The sequence below is a fragment of the Acidibrevibacterium fodinaquatile genome, assembly GCF_003352165.1.
Classification (GTDB): domain Bacteria; phylum Pseudomonadota; class Alphaproteobacteria; order Acetobacterales; family Acetobacteraceae; genus Acidibrevibacterium; species Acidibrevibacterium fodinaquatile.
Map to the genome: position 1 here is coordinate 2,062,404 of NZ_CP029176.1, position 18,572 is coordinate 2,080,975.

Consider the following 18,572-nt stretch of genomic DNA (forward strand, 5'->3'; position numbering starts at 1 on the left):
CTAGGTTCCTTGCGAATCTGGGCCGTTTTCGGCTCAGCGCGTTGCCGGGCGCCGATCTCAGCCGGCTGCCGATTGCGCTTGATCTGCGCGCAATCAGCATCGCCGAAGGGGTCCGCGCGGCGCTCGCCGTTGCGGTCATCGTCGCACTTTCGGGCTTGCTCGCCGCGCCCGCGCTGATGCAGGCGGCGCTGGCGGCGCTTTTTACCTGCATGTGCGACCCTGGCGGGCCGGTCAGCCGGCGGGTGCCGGCGCTGCTCAGTTTCACCTTTCTCGGCGCCGCAACGCTCTCAGGCTTCGGGTTTTTGCGCGGCCTCGGCTATGCGGCCATCCCGTTCGCCTGCCTTGGCGTGTTCGTGTTCAGCTTCGCCCGCATCTACGGCCAGGCGGCGCAACAGGTCGGCGCGCTCGCAACCGTCGTCCTCGTGCTCGCCCTCGATCGCCCCTGGCCGGACGCCGCGACGGCGTTCGCGAGCGCCCTTCTGTTCATCGCCGGCGGGCTCTGGGCGGTGTTCCTCACGCTGGTGATCTGGCGGCTCCATCCCTATCGCCCGACGCGGCGGGCGGTCGCGGAAATCTACCGAGCGCTCGCTCTCCTCGCCGCCGATCTCCGCCGCTTGGTCGCCGCGGGTGACGCCGCCGCGTGGGACGCGCATGCGCGGGCGCATCGGCGCCTGGTGCGGGATGCGATCGAACAGGCGCGCGGCATCGTGCTCGCAACGCTCCGCCAGCGCGGCGCGCAAAGCCCGCGCGCGGCCCAAAGCTTGATCCGGCTGGAAGCGGCGGAACAGATCTTCGCCGCCCTCATCGCCCTCGATGACATCCTGCAATCGGCGCGCGAGCCGGCGCGGCGGCAGGCGGCGGCGAAGCTGCTTCGCCGCGCAGCGCCCCTGCTCGCGACCCTGGCGCGCGGGATCGTTCGTGACCGCATTACAGCCCCAACCCGCATGGCGCAGGTGATCGCGGCGTTGCCGGCGCCGGTCGCCGGCCTTGCGCCCGACGATCCGATCCGCCGCATCGCCGCCGCCATCGTCGATCGCCTGACGATCGCGCTCACCGTCACCCTCCCCGCCGGCCTCAACCCCGGCGCGATGGCAGACGGCTCCACGCCGCCGCTTCTTGTGCGCATCCGGGCCCCGCTGGTTGCCAATTTCGCGACCGACTCGGCGGCGCTTCGCCACGCGCTCCGCACCGCCCTGGTCGCGGCGCCGGCGCTCGCGATCACCTTCTCCCATGGCGGCTCCTATCAGCATTGGTTGACCATCACGCTGGTTTTAACCATGCAGCCTTATTTCGCGGTCACGCTGCAGCGGGCGCTCGAGCGTATTGCCGGCACCGTCATTGGCGGTTTCCTCGCCTCCCTCCTTGCGCTCGTGCTCCATTCGCCCTGGCAGCTCGCCGCCGCCCTGTTTCCGCTCACCATCGCCGCGATGGCGGTCAGGGTCGCGAGTTTCGGGCTCTACATCATGCTGCTGACGCCGCTCATCGTGCTGCTTCTGGAAATCGGCCATGCCGGGACGAGCGGCCTCGAGATCGCCGTCATGCGGGCGCTTTATACGCTGCTCGGCGGGCTATTCGCGGTCGCCGGCGTGCTGGTCTTGTGGCCGAGCTGGGAGCCCGAACGTGTCGAGGGCGAGCTTGCCGCGGCACTCTCCGCCCATGCCCGCTATGCCGAGGCGACCCTGGCATTTTTGCTCGCCGAGGGGGACGAGGGGCGCGTGGAAGCGGCACGACGGGCGGCGGGAATCGCCTCCAACAATCTCGAGGCGTCCCTCGCACGGGCTCTACACGAACCCCGTCGCCGCCAGCGCGAGCGGCTGGAGACGGCGCTTCTCGCCGATGCCGCGCTGCGGCGCCTGGCCGGGCGGCTCGCGGCGATGCGCCTGGCCGCCGCGCCCATCGCCACCGCCGATCACGCCACACTCTCCGCCTGGCGCGCATGGATCGGGCCGGCGCTCGCCACGCTCGCGGCGATGCCCGCGCCGCCCACGCCGAGCGATCCCGCCCTCGCCGAGGCCCTCGGCCGCATCGCCCGCCAAGTCGATCTCATCGCCGGCGCGCGGCGGCGAGACGCACACTATATAACGGGTTAAAATTAATAAAAACACTTCTTTTTCTGAAGAAAAAGAAGCAAAAAGACTTTTGTCCTGATGTCGCGGCGCCGATACTACCCAACGGGGGAAAGTTTTTTGGTTCTTTTTTTCAAAAAAGAACGATTCTATCCTGACGCAACGATTGGTCGGAGCCGTTCCGGGAGGGTCGCGAGGCTTTCGACGGTGTCGAAATCGCGCAGCACCGAGTCCTCCGGGAGATCGACCTCGACGATCGCTTCGGGATGGGCGTCGAGCAGGCGCCGCGCCCCGCCATCGCCGCTGAGGGCGGCGATCTCGCCGAAAAACCGCCGGTCCCAGAGCACCGGGTTGCCCCTGCGGCCCTCATGGACAGGCACCGCGATCAGCCGCCCTTCGTCGGGGGTATAGGCCGCGAGCAGCCGCTCGATCACCCGCGCCGTCACCAGCGGCATGTCGCCAAGGCAGATCAGCGCCGCCTGCGCCTCGTTCGGGAGTGCTTTGATCCCGGCGCGGAGGCTGGCGGCGAGCCCCTCGGCGTAATCGGCGGCGGGGACGAACGTGACCGGCCGCCCGGCGAGCGCCGCCTTGATCTCCTCGGCGCGGTGGCCAACGACGACGAGGATCGGCCGCGCCGGCGACGACAGGAGATTATCGACGACGCGGGCGATCATCGGCTTCCCCGTTCGATCGGGCAGCAAAAGCTTGTGGTGCGGCGCCATGCGCGAGGACTGCCCGGCGGCGAGCACGATGGCGGCGATCATCGGCCGGCGCGGCGCGGCGGCGGCGGGCGGCGGCACCGCCTTGGCGCGCGGCAGCGGGCGGGCGCTGATATCTTTCAGCAGGCCACCGACGCCAAGCCGCGTCACCGTCTCCGCCCCGACATCGAAGCCGGCGGCGAGACGGCGGAGCACGAAATCGATACCGTTTGGCTTTGGGCTGCCGGCGCAACCGGGAAGCACCAGGGCGGGCTTGTCGCCAATGCGGCCGACGCAGATAAGATTGCCGGGATCGACCGGCATGCCGAAATGGCGGATCTCGCCGCCCACCCGCACGATCGCCGCTGGCCCGACATCGCGACGATCGACCACCGCCGAAGCCCCGGCGATCAGCAGCAGATCGGCATCCTGGGCGAGGAGCGCGCGCAGTTCCTCGGCGATCGCGGCTTCCTCGTGCCGGCAGCGGCGCGGCGGCAACAGGCCACCGCCAAGCCCGGCAACCCGCGCCGCGGTCGCGGCGATGGTGTTTTGTGCGATGCTTTCCTTGAGCCCGGGCAATTCGGTGAGCACGAGCCCGACCGTGAGCGGGCGGAACGGGTGAACGGCGAGCATCGGGCTTGAGGCGCGCGCCAATGCTTCGACGCGGGCGAGTTTCTCCTCGGCGACCGCAAAGGGGATGATTTTCACCGTCGCCACCATTTCGCGCGGCGCAACCTCGGTCGCGTCCGGCAAGGTGCCCAGCGTCAGCGCCTCATCGACGGCGTTCAGCCGGTCAATCGCGTCGCGATCGGCGGTGAAAAGCCCGTGGACATCGGCGCTGAGATTGACCCGGCCGGTGCCGGCGCGGCTGGCGACGATCCCCGGCGCCACCAGCGCTTGCGCAAGCCGGCTCGCCGCCTCGTTCTCGCCGACATCACCGGGCTCGAGCCGGGCCGCGACCACCGACGCATAGCCGGCCTCGCGCAAGGCCGCGACGGCCGCGGCATCGAGGATTGTGCCCTTTTTGATGACCCGGGCGGGCAGACGCAGCGTGTGCGCGAGAATTGCTCCCTCAGCCTCGGCAAGCGCCACATCGCCGAAAATCACGCCGCCGCCTTCTGTCCCATTGCCGCGCCGCGCCGCACCGCGACGATCTCGGCGAGGATGGAAAGCGCGATCTCGGGCGCCGTCACCGCCTCGATGTCGAGCCCGACCGGGCCGTGGATGCGCGACAAGCTGGCCTCGTCATGACCGAGTTCGCGCAAGCGCTTGAGCCGTGCGGCGTGGGTCTTTCGTGAGCCCAGCGCGCCGATATAGAACGCCGGCGAACGAAGCGCCGCGTCGAGCGCCGGGTCGTCGAGCTTCGGGTCATGGGTCAGCGTCACCACGGCGCTTCTGGTGTCGGGCGCAAACGCCGCCATCGCCTCGTCCGGCCAGGCGGTGGTGATTTCGACGCCGGGAAAGCGCTCCTTGGTCGCGAACGCGCCGCGCGGGTCGATCACGGTGACACCAAAGCCGAGCCCCGCCGCCATCGGCGCCAAGGCCTGCGCGATATGGACGGCGCCGACGATGGCAAGACGCGGCGGCGGGTTATAGACATGGAGGAACCAGTTTTCGCCGCCGAGCACCGCCGGCCCTGAGACATCGTCTTTGAGCGCTCGCGCCGCAGCCTCGGCCAGGGTGGGCGGGGCAGCCGGATCGGGGAGCAGACGCTGCATGCCGTCGGGCAGGCGGGTTGCCAGAACCACCGGGCGCTTTGCCGCCCGCGCCGCTTGCACAGCGGCGAGCAGCGCCGGGGTCATGCCAGGGCCTCGACGAAGACTTTGACCTTGCCGCCGCAGGCGAGGCCGACCTCCCACGCGCGCTCGTGGGTTACGCCAAAATCGAGGAGGCGCGGCACCCCGCTCGTGATCGTCTCGCGCGCCGCTTCCGCGACCGCGCCTTCGATGCAGCCGCCACTCACTGAGCCCGCCATGCGGCCGCTGGCGGTGATCGCCATCTGGCTGCCCGCCGGGCGCGGCGAGGAGCCCCAGGTTTCGGTGACCGTCGCCAGCGCCACTTTCTCGCCGGCGGCGTGCCAGCTTGCGGCGATCGCCAGAATGTCTTCCACCGGCTCGATCTGATTGATTTGGTTCATTTTTACCTCACGAGGCCAAAGCCATGATCCGCTCGCGGGCCGGCGCCGGGCGGGACAAGAGGTCGATCAGCGCGCGCAGGCTCGCGAGATTATGCACCGGACGAAACTCATCGACATGGGGCAGCATCGCCCGCACCCCCTGGGATTTGGGTTGAAACCCCTCCCAACGCAACAGCGGATTGAGCCAAATCAGCCGCCGGCAGGAGCGATGGAGGCGGTCCATGTTTTCGGCGAGCCCGATGGCGCCGTCACGGTCCAGCCCATCGGTCACCAGCAGCACGATCGCCCCCTGCCCCAGCACGCGCCGCGCCCAGCGGCGGTTGAAGATGGCGAGCGCCTCGCCGATTCGCGTCCCGCCCGACCAGTCCGGCACCACATGAGCGACCATCTGAAAGGCGACCTCGGCATCGCGGTAACGCAATTGCCGGGTGATGTTGGAAAGCCGCGTTCCGAACAAAAACACCTGCACGCGCTCGCGCGCATTGCTGACGGCGTGAAGAAAATGCAGCAAAATCTGGGCATAGCGCGCCATTGATCCAGAAATGTCGCAGATCACGACGAGCGGCGGCGGCCGTTCGACGCGGCGCGCGCGGGCAAGCGAGAGGATTTCCCCGCCCTGGCGCAGGCTGGTCCGCAAGGTCGCGCGGAGATCAATCTCAGCGCCCAGCGGGTCGGCGTGGCGGCGGCGGGTGCGGCGGGCATCGAGGGGAAGGACGAGGCGGCGGATTTCGCGCTTGGCAAGAGCGATCTCCTCGGCCCCCATGGCCTCGAAATCCATCGCCTGTAGCCGCTCGGCGGCGTTAGCGGTGAGCACCGCATCGAAGCGGGGCGGCTCGTCCTTCGGCTCGGGCGCCTGATCACGCGGGCGGGCGAAGGCTTCGGCGACGCGGCGGGCCGCCGGCGCGGGTTTGCGCTCGATCTCCTTGCGCTTTTCCATCAGCGTCATGGCGAGCGCGTGGCGCGCGGCGGTGGCGTCACGCCAGAACAGCGCGAAAGCCTGGTCGAAAATCTCGCGGTGTTCGCGCCGATGCACCATCGTCGCCGCGAGCGCCGCCTTGGCCTCGGCCTTGGCGCCGAGATCGATCCGGGTCAGCGCCTCGGCGGCGGCCAGCGTCTCGGCCGGGCCGACCGGCAGGCCGGCGCGGCGGAGCAGGCGCGCGAACTCGGCGACGTTATCGACCAATCGGCCTGGCGGCGCCGCACTCATTCGGCCGCGCTCATCGCGCCGCTGCCGTGTCCTTCGCCTCGGCCACCAGACGGGCTGCCTCGGCGCCGCGAATCTTACTGATATCGTCTTGATATTTCAGCAAAACACCTAGCGTTTCATCAACCGCGTCGGGGGTCAGCGCGTGCTGGTCGAGGGTGCGGAGCGCGCTCGCCCAATCGATCGTCTCGGCAACCCCGGGGAGCTTGAACAATTCCTCGCCGCGCAAGCGCTGGACGAAGGCGACGACCTGGGCGGCAAGCAGCCCGGGCACCTCCGGCGCCTTGCGGGCGAGAATTTCCCGCTCGCGGGCGGCATCGGGGTAATCGACCCAGTGATAGAGGCAACGGCGGCGGATCGCGTCATGGACCTCGCGGGTGCGGTTCGAGGTGATGACGACCGGCGGCGGCGAACTCGCGCGGATGGTGCCGTATTCGGGCACGGTGATCTGAAAATCGGCGAGCAGTTCGAGCAAAAACGCTTCGAACGGTTCGTCCGCGCGATCCAGCTCGTCGATCAGCAGCACGGCGGGCGGCAAAGACGGGTCGATCGCCGAAAGCAGCGGCCGCTCGCGCAGGAATTCGCGGCCATAGATCGAGCGCGCGAGGAGATCGCGATCGGTCTCGCCCGAAGCCTCGGCAAGGCGGATCGCCATCAATTGCCGCGCATGGTCCCACTCATAGGCCGCCGCCTGGAGATCAAGCCCGTCATAGCATTGCAGCCGCACCAGCCGCCGCCCGAGCCCCTCGGCCAACACTTTGGCGATCTCGGTCTTGCCGGTGCCGGGCTCGCCTTCGAGGAATAGCGGCCGCCCCATGGCGAGGGCGAGATGCACGGTGGTTGCGAGATCGGCGTCGGCGACATAGCCACCGCGCGCCAAAAGCGCCATGGTCGCCGCGACATCGCGCGGCATGGCGGTGCGGGCGAGATCAGCCACTAGAGGAGAGATCCGAACAGAAGCAAAAGGATTGCCAAGAAAATGACGCCGCCGATCCAAGCGACCAAAGGCAGCCCCATGGCCTCGCGCGACCCTGCGGGTGCCGGCGCGGGCGGCGCTGCGGCCGCTTCGGCGGTTTCCGGCGGGGTCAGATGGGCGGTGAAGCGGTTGAAGAACTGATCGGCCATGGATTTCGCGGTCGCATCGATCAGCCGCGCGCCGAGCTGCGCGATCTTGCCACCGACCTGGGCATTGACCTCATAGCGGAGCAGGGTCGCGCCACCATCGGGTTCGAGACGCACCTTGGCGCCGCCCTTGGCGAAGCCGGCGACACCCCCCTGCCCTTCGCCGCCGATGGTATAGCCGTTCGGCGGATCGATATCGGAAAGCTGCACCTTGCCGGTGAAACGCGCCGCGATCGGACCGATCTTGACCGATGCCGTTGCCTTCATCTCGGTCTCAGAGGTTTTTTCCAGGCTCTCGCAGCCCGGAATGGCGGCTTTCAGCACCTCCGGATCATTGAGCGCCGCCCAAACCGTCTCGCGTGGCGCCGGAATGCGCCGTTCGCCCGTCATATCCATCGGGATTCGTCCATCACGTTCGTCACGTCCACCATTTTCATCGCATTTTCACCATGCCGGTGCTTTGGCGCGGTTGCGCCGCGCAAACGTTACTTGCACCCTGTCCACCATGCAACCGCCCCCGCTCCTCGAAGCCCTGCCCTTCGCCGGGCTGCTGCTTTCGATCGCGCTATTCCCGATGGTGGCGCCGCGATTCTGGCATCGCCGGCTCGGTGCGATCGCCGCGTTCTGGAGCCTGCTCTTTCTCTTTCCCCTCGCCGCCCATGATGGGCTGCACGCGGCTTTGACCGAATGCTGGTCGGCGTTGCTCACCGAGTATCTGCCATTCGTCAGCGTGTTGCTCGCGCTTTATGCGACAACCGGCGGCATGTTGATCCGCGGCGGCCCTGGCGGCACGCCGGCGAGCAATACCGCCTGGCTCGCCGTCGGCACCCTGCTCGCCGGGGTGATCGGCACCACCGGCGCGTCGATGGTGCTGATCCGCCCCTTGCTGCGCGCCAATGCGCACCGGGCGCAGAAGATCCATATCGTGATCGCCCTCATTCTGCTCATCGGCAATGCCGGTGGCGCCTTGTCACCGCTCGGCGATCCGCCGCTTTATCTCGGCTTCCTCCAGGGCGTGCCGTTTTTCTGGCCGCTCCGCCATCTCGCTTTGCCGCTCTTGGTTTTTGCCGCCCCGGTGCTTGCCGGGTTCTACCTTCTCGATCGGCGCTCGGCGCGGGCCGCGCCGCCGCCCGAGCCGCGCGGGCGGCTCCGGCTTCGCGGGCGCTGGCATCTGCTGTTGATCGCGCTCATCAATCTCACCGTCCTCGGGCAAGCGATCTGGCATCCGGGCACCGTGCGGCTGTTCGGCGCCGCGATCGATGGCGAGCGGCTGGCGGCCAGTCTGCTATTCCTCGCGCTCGCCGGGCTTGCCTCCGCGATCACGCCGCTCGCCGTGCGCGAGGCCAATCTCTTCGAATGGGCGCCGCTCGTCGAAATCGCGAAATTGTTCCCGGCGATTTTCATCACCATCACGCCGGTGCTAGCGCTGCTCGCGACGCAGACGCAAACGCCGCTTTCCGCAACCGCCAATTTCTGGGGCAGCGGCCTCGCCTCGGCGTTTCTCGACAATGCGCCGACCTATCTGATCTTTTTCCGCCAAGCGGGGGGCGAGGGCCTGCCGTCCGATGACGCGCTCCGCGCCATCAGCGCCGGCGCGGTGCTGTTCGGCGGGCTCACCTATATCGGCAACGCGCCGAATATGATGATCCGCACCATCGCCGCCCAGCGCGGGATCAGGATGCCGCGGTTCTTCGGCTATACCGGGCTTGCCGCCCTCGCCCTCGCCCCGGCGCTCGGTCTCGTCTGGGTAGTATTTTTCCGCTGAGCGTCGCGCGCGGGTGGGCGGTCGGGGCAGGGGTCACCCCCTGCCCTGCTTTCCCACTCAGGGATGGATATAGACGTAGCCCATGCCTTGCAGGCGCGCGAGTTCGGCAACGCCGCTCGGCACCAGATCCCCCTCCTTCACGCCATAAAGCGTATGCCAGTCGATATGGCGCTCGGCGAGGGTTCTGCCGCAGATCAGGAATTTCACCCCATCGGCCTTGAGGGCGTCGATGCGTTTGGCGAGATCGGCGTCCTGGTTCGCGAGCTGGAACAGGATCAGCCCGTCGCCGTGATCGACCACCCGCACCTCGATATGATCCTTGCCCACCGCGTTGACGTGGTTGCGAATATTGGTGAGCAGCTTGCGGAAATAGGCGGCATTGTCGGGCGTGCCGCCGTCATTGTGATAGACGACCTTTTGATCCTTGTAATAGCCGGGCGGCGGCGTCAGCTGTGCGTGCCCCTGGCCGGTCGCAAGGACGAGGCCGAACGCCGCGAGCACGAGGCCGAGGGCGAGCGGACGGAGTTGAGAAAAAATCTGTCGCAAGGCGTTTCTCCTTTGTCATCGGTTTATCCCGATAGCGGCAACAAGACACGGAAAGCCGCTGATATCAAACGAAAGGTTTCACTTGGATCAATCACTTTATTCGATTGATCGCCGCGACCTCATCGGGCCGTTCATATCCAGCCGGCGGCGCGGCCGGCGCGTATGAGAAGATAGACCCCGACCACCAGCACGATCGCGGCAAAAACCCGGCGCAAAGCCGAGCGCCGCGCCGCGAGATGGCGCGCAACGAGAAGGCCGAGCAGGCCGCCGCCGACGCCGCCGGCGACGAATTCGGCCGCAACCCCCCAGGCGACGAGGCCGGAGAGCGCGTAATTCACCGCCGCCGTCAGGCCGAAACTGCCAACCGAGAGCAGGGACGAGCCGACTGCCTCGATCATGCTGAGATTGGTCGCGAACAAAAGGCCGGGGACGATCAGAAAGCCGCCGCCGATGCCAAAAAACCCGGATAACAGGCCAACGCCGAGCGCCGTCGCAACAAGGCGCGGCAGTTCATGGGCGAGCGGGCGGGCCTGCGCCTCGGCCGGCGCCGCCCGCTGATCGCGGAGCGCGAGCACGCCGACCACCAGCATTAAAAGCGCGAATAGCGCCAACAGCCGCTCGCCATCGAAAGCCTTGCCGAGGGTCGAGCCGAGCGCCGCGCCGAGTGCGCCCACCAGCGCGAAAACGCCAGCGCGGCGCCAGCGCACATGGCCGGCGCGGGCGTGGCTCACGAGATTGGCGAAGGCATTGACCGCGACCGCCAAGGCCCCGGTGCCGATCGCCTGATGCGGCGGCAGACCGACGACGGCGAGCAGCAAGGGGGTCGCGAGAATCGAGCCGCCGCCGCCGATCAGCCCGAGCACGAAGCCGACCACGGCGCCGCACAGGACCGCGAGCGCCGCCTCTGGGCCGAGCACGCGCGATCAGGCTTTTTTAGCGCCGTGCCCGAGTCGGGCGCTGTGATGATCGACGGCCGCGCGAAGATCGAAACCGTGTGTGCTTGCCGCGGCGCAGGCTTCATCCACGGTCATTTTCCCCGATTGCACCTGATGCAGCGCCCACAGCAGCGCCGAGCGCGTGCCCGAGCGACAATGCGCATGCACCGGCCCCGACGCGCTTTCCAGGACTTCGCCGAAACGTTTCACCGCCTCGGCCGGGATCTCGGCGGTGGTGATCGGGATGTGGTGATAGTCGAGCCCGTGCTTGGCCGCGAGCTTGGCGGCCTCGGCCGCCGGTATCTGCCCGGGATCCTCGTTGTCGGGGCGGTTGTTGATCACCGCCCGCACCCCGGACGCCGCCAGATGCGCGTAATCCTCGGGGACGATCTGGGCTGAGACGCTCAATTTGTGGTGGATTTTCTTCGCTTGCACGAAACCGCTCCTTTGGATTTTGGCCTCATATCAGCCGGCAATCTGGCGCGCCGGCGGGCAAAGGTCAAAGGCCCGATTTCGTCGTTTTCGCCAGAACGTGATGTTAAATTCCCGTAAAATGCCCATGCCCCGCTTGCCTTGCGGCGGCGGCGCGCCAAAACCTAGGACGACGCCAATTTTGAGGAGCGCGCGCGATGTCGGGAACCGTGAATGGGGCCAATCTGATCATTCCCTATGATAATCAGGGCGACTCGGTGACGATCCCCTTCACCAGCGCCAATTCGGCGAATTACGTCAATCAGACCTTCGTCTCGCCGATCGAGAATTTTTCCTCGACGCAGCAATCGGATTTCATCACCGATCCAAGCCAGATCGCGCTCGGCCTGCCCAATCCCTCTGCGCCGACGGCGCTTTTCACTGATTTTCAAACGCCCGGCCTCTCGACGCTCGATCTCACCACCCAGAACGTTTATGCCGTGGTGAACGCGAGCACGGTGCCGGTAACGATCAACGATTCCGACCCTTCGTTGCAATACATCGTCAACTCCAACGCCGGCACGACGATGAGCGTCAACGGGGCGAGTGGCGAGGCGGCTTTCGCCGGCGGCGATAATTTGGTGCAGACCGGCACGACCGGTATCCAAGGCTGGTATTTTGATTTCGAGGGCGGCGTGAACACCATTGTTGCCGCCGATGGCAACAACACCATCACGGGTAGCGCCCAATCCAATCTCATGTTCCTTGGCTCGGGCCAGAACATCATCTATTCCGAAGGCGCCGATACCATCGTCGGCACCAGCGTCGCGGGCAGCGCCGGCGCCGAGACGGTGCAAGCGATCGGCAACGCGCTCGCTTTCGGCAATAGCTCGACCCTTACCTTCATCAATGGCTCGCTGGGCAATTCCAGCCTCCCCGGCGGTACCGGCACGGTGATTGGCGGCTCTGGTGCGCTCAGCGTGTTCGGCGCGACCGGCAATGTCACCGCGTTTGGCGGCACCAGCAGCAATGAAGAGCTGGTCGGCGGCACCGGCGGCAACAATGCGCTCGTTGCGCAAAGCGCTAATGACATCGTTTATGGCGAGGGTTCCGGCAACATCATCGTCGCCGGGCCGAACGCGACCGCGAGTACGCTGGTCGGGAGCGCGAGCGGCACGAGCTATATGTTCGGCAATCAAAATGCGACGGGCAATCTTTTTGGCGGGGCGACGAACGCCACCGACGCCACCAACTGGGTAATTCCCGTTGCCGGCAACAACACCATCATCGGCGGCAATAGCGATACCGATACGAGCGATATCTTCGCCGGTTCCGGCAACAACACCATCTATGGCAGCGCCGGGATCGATTATGTCCAGGTCGGAAGCGGCACCAACACGATTTATGATTCGAGCGGCTACACGCTGATCGGCTTCGTCAATGGTCAAGCCGGCGGCACGGTCGATATCAACGGCTTCAATCCGGCGAACGCGGGGTTGGTGTTGAACGGCTATGCGAGCGGCACGGCGACCAACGCCGTCGCCAGCGCGACGGTCGCCAATGGGTCAACGTCTTTCACCCTTCCCGATCACACACAGGTGACCTTGGTCGGTTATACCGGCCTTACCCACGCGGCTTTCGTGTAAAAAGTTTTTTGGTTCTTTTTTACAAAAAAGAACCAAGCCTTTTCTATGTCTTTTCCCCTTGCGGCACGAACTGCAGGGCGGCGCCGTTCATGCAGTAGCGAAGGCCGGTCGGCGCCGGGCCGTCCTCGAAGACGTGGCCGAGATGGCCGCCGCAGCGCGCGCAGTGGGTTTCGGTCCGGGTCATGAACAGGCTGCGGTCCTCGCGGACGCCGACGGCGTTTTCGGCGATCGGGGCGAAGAAGCTCGGCCAGCCGGTGCCGCTCTCGTATTTCGTCTCCGAGGAAAAAAGTGGCGCGCCGCAGCCAGCGCAGAGGAACGTGCCGGGGCGCTTTTCGGCGTTCAGTGGGCTGGTGCCGGCGCGCTCGGTCGCGTGTTCGCGCAAGACCGCGTATTGCGCCGGGGTCAAAGCGGCGCGCCAGGCTTCCGGCGATTTCTCGACCGGAAATTTTTCGGCCACGGTCTTTGCGGTGGCAAACGGATTTTTCATCGCCTCACCTCCTGGTCTGGGATTCCCCGCAGCTTACGCCGAAACCACCGCCGCGAGGAGGGCCGCGAAGGCCCGCGCGCGGTGGCTCGCTTCATGTTTGCGGGCCGGCGCCATTTCGCCATAGGTCTCGTGCGCGCCGAGGGGGACGAACATCGGATCATAGCCGAAGCCGTTCGTGCCGCGCGGCGGCCAGACGGCGTGGCCCTCGACGCGGCCGAGAAACGTCGCGGTCTCGCCGTCCGGCCAAGCGAGCGCCAGCGCGCAGGAAAACCACGCCCGCCGGTCCTCTGCCGCGCCCAGCCGGCGGTTGATCTCGGCCATGGCGGCGGCGAAATTTTTCTCCGGCCCGGCCCAGCGGGCGGAGTGAACGCCCGGCGCGCCGCCGAGGGCCGCGAGCGAGAAGCCCGAATCATCGGCCAGAGCCGGCAAACCGCTCGCGAAAGCCGCCGCTTGCGCCTTGAGCCGGGCGTTGCCGGTGAAATCGGGCGCGGTCTCCTCGGGCTCGGGGAGTCCCAAATCGCCGGCGGACACCAAATCGACGCGCGGCGTTCCGTCCGGCGCGCGCAGCAAGGCGGCGATCTCGGCGAGCTTGCCTTGGTTGTGGCTCGCCAGCACGAGACGGGTGCCAGGCGCGAGGCGACGGGCCATCAGCCGAGCACGGCGCGCTGGCGGGCGAACAATTCCGCCGTGCCCGCACGGGCGAGGCCGAGAAGGGCTGTCAGCTCAGCCTCCGAAAACGGCTTTCCCTCGGCGGTCGCCTGCACCTCGACGAGGCCACCCTGATCGGTGAGGACAAAATTGGCGTCGGCCTCGGCGGTCGAATCCTCGGCGTAATCGAGATCGAGCACCGGCGCGCCGGCAACGATGCCGCAGGATACCGCCGCGACCTGACCGAGCAGCGGCGACGCCTTGATCACACGCATGCGCTCGAGATGACGCAGCGCCAGCGCCAGCGCGACATAGCCGCCGGTGATCGCGGCACAGCGGGTGCCGCCATCGGCGTTGAGGACGTCGCAATCGATGGTGATCGTCATTTCGCCCAGCGCCGCGCGATCGACGACGGCGCGCAACGCGCGGCCGATCAGGCGCTGGATCTCCTGGGTGCGGCCGGATTGCTTGCCGCGGGCCGCCTCACGGTCGCCGCGGGTGTGGGTCGCGCGCGGCAGCATGCCGTATTCCGCCGTCACCCAGCCCTGGCCGCTGCCGCGGAGAAAACCGGGGACGCGGCCTTCGACGCTGGCGGCGCACAAAACCTCGGTCCCGCCGACGCGAATGAGACAGGAGCCCTCGGCGTGGCGGGCGAAGCCGGGCTCGAGCGAGACTGGCCGCAAGGCGTTCGCAGGCCGCGCGGTGCGCGGTGCGGCGGAATCGGCGTTCATGATCGATCTTTCAAGATGGTGCTCATGGGCGCGGGTTATAGCCTCCGCCGGCGGAATCTCCATCCTGCTGTTCCAGGCGTGAGGCCGCCCGTTCGCCAAGACGGCAATAAGAGCGAACGCTATGGGGCATCGCGCCAGGGAGAACGATCTTGCCAATGGTCAAGCTCGGTTCGCGCCCAGGTGACGGTTTTGTCAGTGTGACAGAGCGTACAGGGATTGGGTGTGCCAAGCACCTCGGTGACCGCAGGCGGAATGAACCGAAATGTGTGCGCATGCACAAGGATTGCATCGCCCAGTTGGCGCTCGATCGTTGGCATGTGACAGGCCGTGCAGGCGCTGCCCGCGCTATCGGGGCGATGATGCGTGTGGGCCGCGATGGTCTCCGCATGGGGACCATTCTGGGTATTCGCGCCATGGCAGGAGAGGCACAAATCATTGCCCTTGGCGCGCAGCATCGATGGGTTGTCGCTGCCATGCGGATCATGACAGGAAAAGCACGTCACGCCGCGCCGGTACATCAAGCTTTGGACAAAATCGTTGCCCTGCATGCGATTTTTATGCGCGGTGCCATCGGCAAAAAAATAAAAATCAGTGATGCCGGGATGGCGCCGTTCCAGCCGCCAGACATCGGCGAGCCGTTTGCCCACCGTGAAGCCGACCGGCCAGTCATAATACTGCCCGGCGATCGGATTGTCGCGCGGGCGTCCCTGCGAGTGACATTGGATGCACGTATCGTCGGCGGCGAAGGCATCGAGCCGCGCTGGGTTGATGATCGTCTCGCGCCTCGGGTCGGCAAGATGGCGGCTGCCAGGTCCATGACAACGCTCGCAGCCGACATTCCATTCGGTGACCGTATGGGTCTGAATATCGTAATTCACCGAATGACAGCCATCGCAGAGCGGCCCGGTTGGCCGCTTGAAATTGTCCGGCGGGTAAAGCTGTGCCCACCAATCCTCGTCCTCGGCAACGAAATATTTCAGCCAACGCTGATGAACGATGTCCCACTGCAACGGCAGGACATAATAGTCATTGCCGATTTTCTTGAAAAAGCGCTGCTTCCAGCGGCTGCCATAGACCAGATCGGCATCCCCGAGTGAAGATTTCATCGCCGCTGGAGCAGAGGCGAGATCGGCGACGACGGCGCCGGGAAAGGCGCGCGGATCGCTCACGACATGCGCCATGCGGGTCTTGTTCCAGCGTGCGAAAATGTCGCGATGGCACGTGGCACAGGCGGAGGAGCCCACGTAATGCGGGGTTTCAGTAGCCGCCGCCGAGGATATCGTGACATTCTGCGCCGCCGCGGCGCGAGGCAAGGTCGCCGTCACCGGCAGATGGCGGATGAATAAAATGGCCTGCCAAATCGCCGGCGCTGGCAAATCCCATGCCGGCATGCCGGTGTAGCGAATGCCGTTGCGGATATGATAGAACAACTCGCCATCACTTTGCGCCGCGATGGACGGGCTACCGAGAGGCGGAACGGGAGGGTATTCGCCTCTCCCGGTGGTGTTTGCGCCGCTACCATCATAGCCATGGCAGATTGCGCAATGGCGCTGAAAAATTTGCGCTCCCGCGGTGGTATTCTCCGCGGTTGCCGGCAGCGGGTTGACCCGCAGCGCCTCTTTTGCGGGCACACTCGCGTGCAAAAGCCATGATGCGATGGCTATTTCGTCGGCCGGCGGCACAGAACGCGCAGACGACAGCCCAGGCAGGATGAGCCGATCCACGCTCCAGCCGACGAACACAAGTAAAATGCCGGCGATGATGATCGCAACAATCGTCCGGCGAAATCGGACGACGACCTTCCCCATCCTGATTTCCCCTAGGCCACATTTTTCCGCCATGGATCAGCAAAGGTCAATTTATCGTAACCGGAAGCCGCACATGGTCAACTCTGACCCGTGGACACCGTGGAGCTGAAGATGAGCCAAATCCATGGCATCCGCGCTTGCGTCTTCGACGCTTAGGGCACGATTTTCAACTGCCCCCGGCCGGCGCTGCCCGCGCCGCGTGTTTGATGTCTATCAGGGCGAGGCGGCGGGACTGATATAGGCGCGGGTCTCGTTGGGGAGCGGCACGCCCTCTTTGAGATGGGCGCTAACCCGCTCCGGCCCGGCATTATAGGCGGCGAGCATGTTCTTCTCACCCACCGCGTCGCGCATTTCCCTCAGATAAGCGGCGCCGGCGAAGATATTGTCACGCGGGTTGAAGGGGTCGGTGCCGAACCCGTATTGCCGCCGGAGCTTGGCATAGGTCGCCGGCATGAGCTGCATCAGCCCGCGCGCGCCGGTTGCCGAAACCGCCCGCACCCTGCCGCGTGATTCCTTCTTGATGACCGTGCGGATGACCTGTTGCGGAATGCCGAACCGCGCCGAAGCCTGCTCGATATAGGGCCCCCAGGGATCACCGGGCGGGCCGGGTGCGGGGTAGCCGTCATAGAGCCGAAGCCCGGTGGTGGGCACCGGCGCCCGGCTTGCGCAGGCGGCGAGCAGCCCGAGCAAAGCCAATAGCGTGACCGCCCGCAACGCCGGCAACAGGGGCCGGATCATCCGCTCCTCCCACGTGACACTCAAAGCGATAGCCGATCCCAAGCGGCGCGTGAGGACACAATCACGTGACGGTTTATCCCACCGGGCGCAGACCGGCGCGAAAACGCGCGGCGAGGCGCGCGTAATGCACCGCCGTCCGGTCCCAGAGGGCGCGTTCCTCGGCATCCATGACCCGCTTCAGCCGCGCTGGCGACCCGGCCCAAAGCTCCATCGGGCCGATGCGTTTTCCCGGGGCAAGCAGTCCGCCGGCGGCAAGCATCCCGCCAGCCTCGATCACCGCGCCGTCCAGCACCGTCGCGCCCATGCCGACAAAGGCGCGGGGTTCCAGGGTGCAGGCGTGGATGATGGCGGCATGGCCGATCGAAACGTCGTCGCCGATCAGGGTCGCAAACGGCGTCCCGTTGGCCTCACCGCTGTTGACGTGGATTATGGTGCCGTCCTGGATATTGCACCGCGCGCCGATGCGAATGGCGTTGTCATCGCCGCGCAGCACGCAGTGGAACCAGACGCTGGCGTGCGGCCCGATTTCGACGTCACCGATGATCACGGCGCTGGGCGCGATCCAGGCTTCGGGGTGAATGCGTGGGGTGACGCCGTCGAGGCTGTAGATCACCCCCTGCTCGTCTCTATTTGCCGGAAAATCAGCGCACATGACCGAGTTCCTTCTCCATCGCCGCAACGGCGGGAAGGCCGAGCATCAGCCGCGCGTTCTCGACCGCCGCCCCCGAAGCCCCCTTGCCGAGATTATCGAGCCGCGCGACCAAAACCGCTTGGCGATGGCCCTCATGGGCAAAAACCATCAGCTCCATACGATCGCTGTCGGCGAGCGTCTCGGCGGCGACTTTCTCGCCTGCCGCCTCCGGCACGGTGATCAGCGCAGCCCCTCGGTAATGCGCGGCAAGAGCCGCACGAAGATCGCCGCCCGTCGGCCGCCCGGGCAGTTCGTCAAGAAAGAGCGGGATCGAGACCAGCATGCCCTGGCGGAAATGCCCGACCGAGGGGACGAAAATCGGCCGGCAGGTAAGCCCCGCATAGCGCAGGATTTCCGGCACGTGCTTGTGTTCGAGCCCGAGGGCGTAAAGCTCGAAGGCGGGGCCGCCGGCCGCCTCATGGGCTTCGATCATCGTCCGGCCGCCGCCGGAGTAGCCGGAAACGGCGTTGATCGTAAGAGGTTGATCGGGCGCGATCAGCCCGGCCGCGATGAGCGGGCGCAGCAGGGCGATGGCGCCGGTCGCGTAGCAGCCGGGATTGGCGACACGGGGCGCCTCGGCGATCGCGCGCGCCTGCCCGCCGGTGAGTTCGGGAAAGCCATAGACCCAGCCGGGCGCGACGCGATGCGCGGTGCTGGCATCGAGGAGGCGCGGCGCGCTCGCCCCGAGCCCCTCGGCCAGCGCCACCGCCTCGCGCGCGGCGGCGTCGGGGAGACAGAGAATGACGAGATCGGCCGCCGCCATCGCCGCCCGCCGCGCGGATAGGCTTTTGCGTTCGCGCTCGGGGAGATGGAGCAGCGTGATCCCCGCAACCGCTTCCAGCCGGGCGCGGATGCCAAGCCCCGTCGTTCCCGCCTCGCCATCGATAAAAACGGTTTTGCTAGCCATCATCTCATCCATCACAATCACCCCGCTCTCCG

At 66.7% G+C, this 18,572-nt stretch carries 19 protein-coding genes; 3 read left to right on the forward strand and 16 right to left on the reverse strand.

All coding sequences use genetic code 11. From position 1 onward, the window contains the following. Positions 1-41: 41 nt before the first annotated feature. The gene (locus DEF76_RS09890) at positions 42-2,090 is read left to right on the forward strand and encodes an FUSC family protein (RefSeq protein WP_205215974.1); all 2,049 of its coding nucleotides are present in this window, start codon (positions 42-44) and stop codon (positions 2,088-2,090) included. 125 nt (positions 2,091-2,215) lie between these two features. Here the strand turns inward: DEF76_RS09890 and DEF76_RS09895 are convergent, their stop codons facing one another. From DEF76_RS09895 to DEF76_RS09920, 6 genes are read right to left on the reverse strand one after another with little or no spacing between them, the layout of a single operon-like run. Next, positions 2,216-3,871 (reverse strand): NTP transferase domain-containing protein, encoded by a 1,656-nt coding sequence (locus DEF76_RS09895; RefSeq protein WP_114912196.1) that lies wholly within the window; start codon positions 3,869-3,871, stop codon positions 2,216-2,218. Further along, the gene (locus DEF76_RS20455) at positions 3,868-4,566 is read right to left on the reverse strand and encodes an XdhC family protein (RefSeq protein WP_114912197.1); all 699 of its coding nucleotides are present in this window, start codon (positions 4,564-4,566) and stop codon (positions 3,868-3,870) included. Before DEF76_RS20455 ends, DEF76_RS09895 begins: the two co-directional genes overlap by 4 nt. Further along, positions 4,563-4,901, reverse strand: coding sequence for an XdhC family protein (locus DEF76_RS09905; RefSeq protein ID WP_114912198.1), 339 nt, complete (start codon positions 4,899-4,901; stop codon positions 4,563-4,565). The genes DEF76_RS20455 and DEF76_RS09905 overlap by 4 nt, the downstream gene beginning before the upstream one ends. Positions 4,902-4,908: 7 nt before the next feature. Then, positions 4,909-6,108, reverse strand: coding sequence for a vWA domain-containing protein (locus DEF76_RS09910; RefSeq protein WP_114912199.1), 1,200 nt, complete (start codon positions 6,106-6,108; stop codon positions 4,909-4,911). A 10-nt stretch (positions 6,109-6,118) separates the two neighbouring features. Further along, the gene (locus DEF76_RS09915; protein ID WP_114913798.1) at positions 6,119-7,018 is read right to left on the reverse strand and encodes an AAA family ATPase; all 900 of its coding nucleotides are present in this window, start codon (positions 7,016-7,018) and stop codon (positions 6,119-6,121) included. A 23-nt stretch (positions 7,019-7,041) separates the two neighbouring features. Beyond that, complete coding sequence (locus DEF76_RS09920; RefSeq protein ID WP_114912200.1) at positions 7,042-7,623, reverse strand: SRPBCC family protein; 582 nt, start codon at positions 7,621-7,623, stop codon at positions 7,042-7,044. A 109-nt stretch (positions 7,624-7,732) separates the two neighbouring features. Between DEF76_RS09920 and DEF76_RS09925 the strand changes: the two genes are divergently transcribed. Continuing rightward, positions 7,733-8,992: a sodium:proton antiporter gene (locus DEF76_RS09925; protein ID WP_162800586.1), complete on the forward strand. Its 1,260-nt coding sequence runs from the start codon at positions 7,733-7,735 to the stop codon at positions 8,990-8,992. A 57-nt stretch (positions 8,993-9,049) separates the two neighbouring features. Here the strand turns inward: DEF76_RS09925 and DEF76_RS09930 are convergent, their stop codons facing one another. The 3 genes from DEF76_RS09930 to DEF76_RS09940 form a co-directional block, all read right to left on the reverse strand. After that, positions 9,050-9,538 (reverse strand): DsrE family protein, encoded by a 489-nt coding sequence (locus DEF76_RS09930; protein ID WP_205215975.1) that lies wholly within the window; start codon positions 9,536-9,538, stop codon positions 9,050-9,052. A gap of 131 nt (positions 9,539-9,669) precedes the next feature. Beyond that, positions 9,670-10,455 carry a sulfite exporter TauE/SafE family protein gene (locus tag DEF76_RS09935; RefSeq protein WP_114912202.1) on the reverse strand — a complete coding sequence of 262 codons (786 nt, stop codon included), beginning with the start codon at positions 10,453-10,455 and terminating at the stop codon, positions 9,670-9,672. Positions 10,456-10,461: 6 nt separating this feature from the next. Next, the gene (locus tag DEF76_RS09940) at positions 10,462-10,908 is read right to left on the reverse strand and encodes a TIGR01244 family sulfur transferase (protein ID WP_114912203.1); all 447 of its coding nucleotides are present in this window, start codon (positions 10,906-10,908) and stop codon (positions 10,462-10,464) included. Positions 10,909-11,102: 194 nt separating this feature from the next. Between DEF76_RS09940 and DEF76_RS09945 the strand changes: the two genes are divergently transcribed. After that, a complete protein-coding gene (locus DEF76_RS09945; protein WP_114912204.1) occupies positions 11,103-12,530 on the forward strand; it encodes a hypothetical protein in 1,428 nt (475 codons plus the stop codon). A gap of 43 nt (positions 12,531-12,573) precedes the next feature. Here the strand turns inward: DEF76_RS09945 and msrB are convergent, their stop codons facing one another. The 7 genes from msrB to argC form a co-directional block, all read right to left on the reverse strand. Continuing rightward, positions 12,574-13,017 (reverse strand): peptide-methionine (R)-S-oxide reductase MsrB, encoded by a 444-nt coding sequence (gene msrB, locus DEF76_RS09950; protein WP_114912205.1) that lies wholly within the window; start codon positions 13,015-13,017, stop codon positions 12,574-12,576. 33 nt (positions 13,018-13,050) lie between these two features. Further along, entirely contained in the window at positions 13,051-13,665 is a 615-nt protein-coding gene (locus DEF76_RS09955; protein WP_114912206.1) for a non-canonical purine NTP pyrophosphatase, read from the reverse strand. Then, positions 13,665-14,396, reverse strand: coding sequence for a ribonuclease PH (gene rph / locus DEF76_RS09960; protein WP_114913800.1), 732 nt, complete (start codon positions 14,394-14,396; stop codon positions 13,665-13,667). The genes DEF76_RS09955 and rph overlap by 1 nt, the downstream gene beginning before the upstream one ends. 119 nt (positions 14,397-14,515) lie before the next feature. Next, positions 14,516-16,204: a cytochrome c3 family protein gene (locus tag DEF76_RS09965; RefSeq protein WP_114912207.1), complete on the reverse strand. Its 1,689-nt coding sequence runs from the start codon at positions 16,202-16,204 to the stop codon at positions 14,516-14,518. A gap of 213 nt (positions 16,205-16,417) precedes the next feature. Further along, the gene (locus DEF76_RS09970; protein WP_162800587.1) at positions 16,418-16,942 is read right to left on the reverse strand and encodes a lytic transglycosylase domain-containing protein; all 525 of its coding nucleotides are present in this window, start codon (positions 16,940-16,942) and stop codon (positions 16,418-16,420) included. 73 nt (positions 16,943-17,015) lie between these two features. Further along, a complete protein-coding gene (locus DEF76_RS09975) occupies positions 17,016-17,594 on the reverse strand; it encodes a gamma carbonic anhydrase family protein (protein ID WP_114912209.1) in 579 nt (192 codons plus the stop codon). After that, positions 17,584-18,543 carry an N-acetyl-gamma-glutamyl-phosphate reductase gene (gene argC / locus DEF76_RS09980; protein WP_205216194.1) on the reverse strand — a complete coding sequence of 320 codons (960 nt, stop codon included), beginning with the start codon at positions 18,541-18,543 and terminating at the stop codon, positions 17,584-17,586. The genes DEF76_RS09975 and argC overlap by 11 nt, the downstream gene beginning before the upstream one ends. Positions 18,544-18,572 lie beyond the last annotated feature (29 nt).

Bases quoted from the DNA above. Each gene is read 5' to 3' on its own strand.
- rph (WP_114913800.1), bottom strand. From the start codon at position 14,396: ATGAACGCCGATTCCGCCGCACCGCGCACCGCGCGGCCTGCGAACGCC.
- DEF76_RS09915 (WP_114913798.1), bottom strand. From the start codon at position 7,018: ATGCCGCGCGATGTCGCGGCGACCATGGCGCTTTTGGCGCGCGGTGGC.
- DEF76_RS20455 (WP_114912197.1), bottom strand. From the start codon at position 4,566: ATGACCCCGGCGCTGCTCGCCGCTGTGCAAGCGGCGCGGGCGGCAAAG.
- DEF76_RS09910 (WP_114912199.1), bottom strand. From the start codon at position 6,108: ATGAGTGCGGCGCCGCCAGGCCGATTGGTCGATAACGTCGCCGAGTTC.
- DEF76_RS09975 (WP_114912209.1), bottom strand. From the start codon at position 17,594: ATGTGCGCTGATTTTCCGGCAAATAGAGACGAGCAGGGGGTGATCTAC.
- msrB (WP_114912205.1), bottom strand. From the start codon at position 13,017: ATGAAAAATCCGTTTGCCACCGCAAAGACCGTGGCCGAAAAATTTCCG.
- DEF76_RS09965 (WP_114912207.1), bottom strand. From the start codon at position 16,204: ATGGGGAAGGTCGTCGTCCGATTTCGCCGGACGATTGTTGCGATCATC.
- DEF76_RS09925 (WP_162800586.1), top strand. From the start codon at position 7,733: ATGCAACCGCCCCCGCTCCTCGAAGCCCTGCCCTTCGCCGGGCTGCTG.
- argC (WP_205216194.1), bottom strand. From the start codon at position 18,543: ATGATGGCTAGCAAAACCGTTTTTATCGATGGCGAGGCGGGAACGACG.
- DEF76_RS09955 (WP_114912206.1), bottom strand. From the start codon at position 13,665: ATGGCCCGTCGCCTCGCGCCTGGCACCCGTCTCGTGCTGGCGAGCCAC.
- DEF76_RS09905 (WP_114912198.1), bottom strand. From the start codon at position 4,901: ATGAACCAAATCAATCAGATCGAGCCGGTGGAAGACATTCTGGCGATC.
- DEF76_RS09920 (WP_114912200.1), bottom strand. From the start codon at position 7,623: ATGGATATGACGGGCGAACGGCGCATTCCGGCGCCACGCGAGACGGTT.
- DEF76_RS09970 (WP_162800587.1), bottom strand. From the start codon at position 16,942: ATGATCCGGCCCCTGTTGCCGGCGTTGCGGGCGGTCACGCTATTGGCT.
- DEF76_RS09945 (WP_114912204.1), top strand. From the start codon at position 11,103: ATGTCGGGAACCGTGAATGGGGCCAATCTGATCATTCCCTATGATAAT.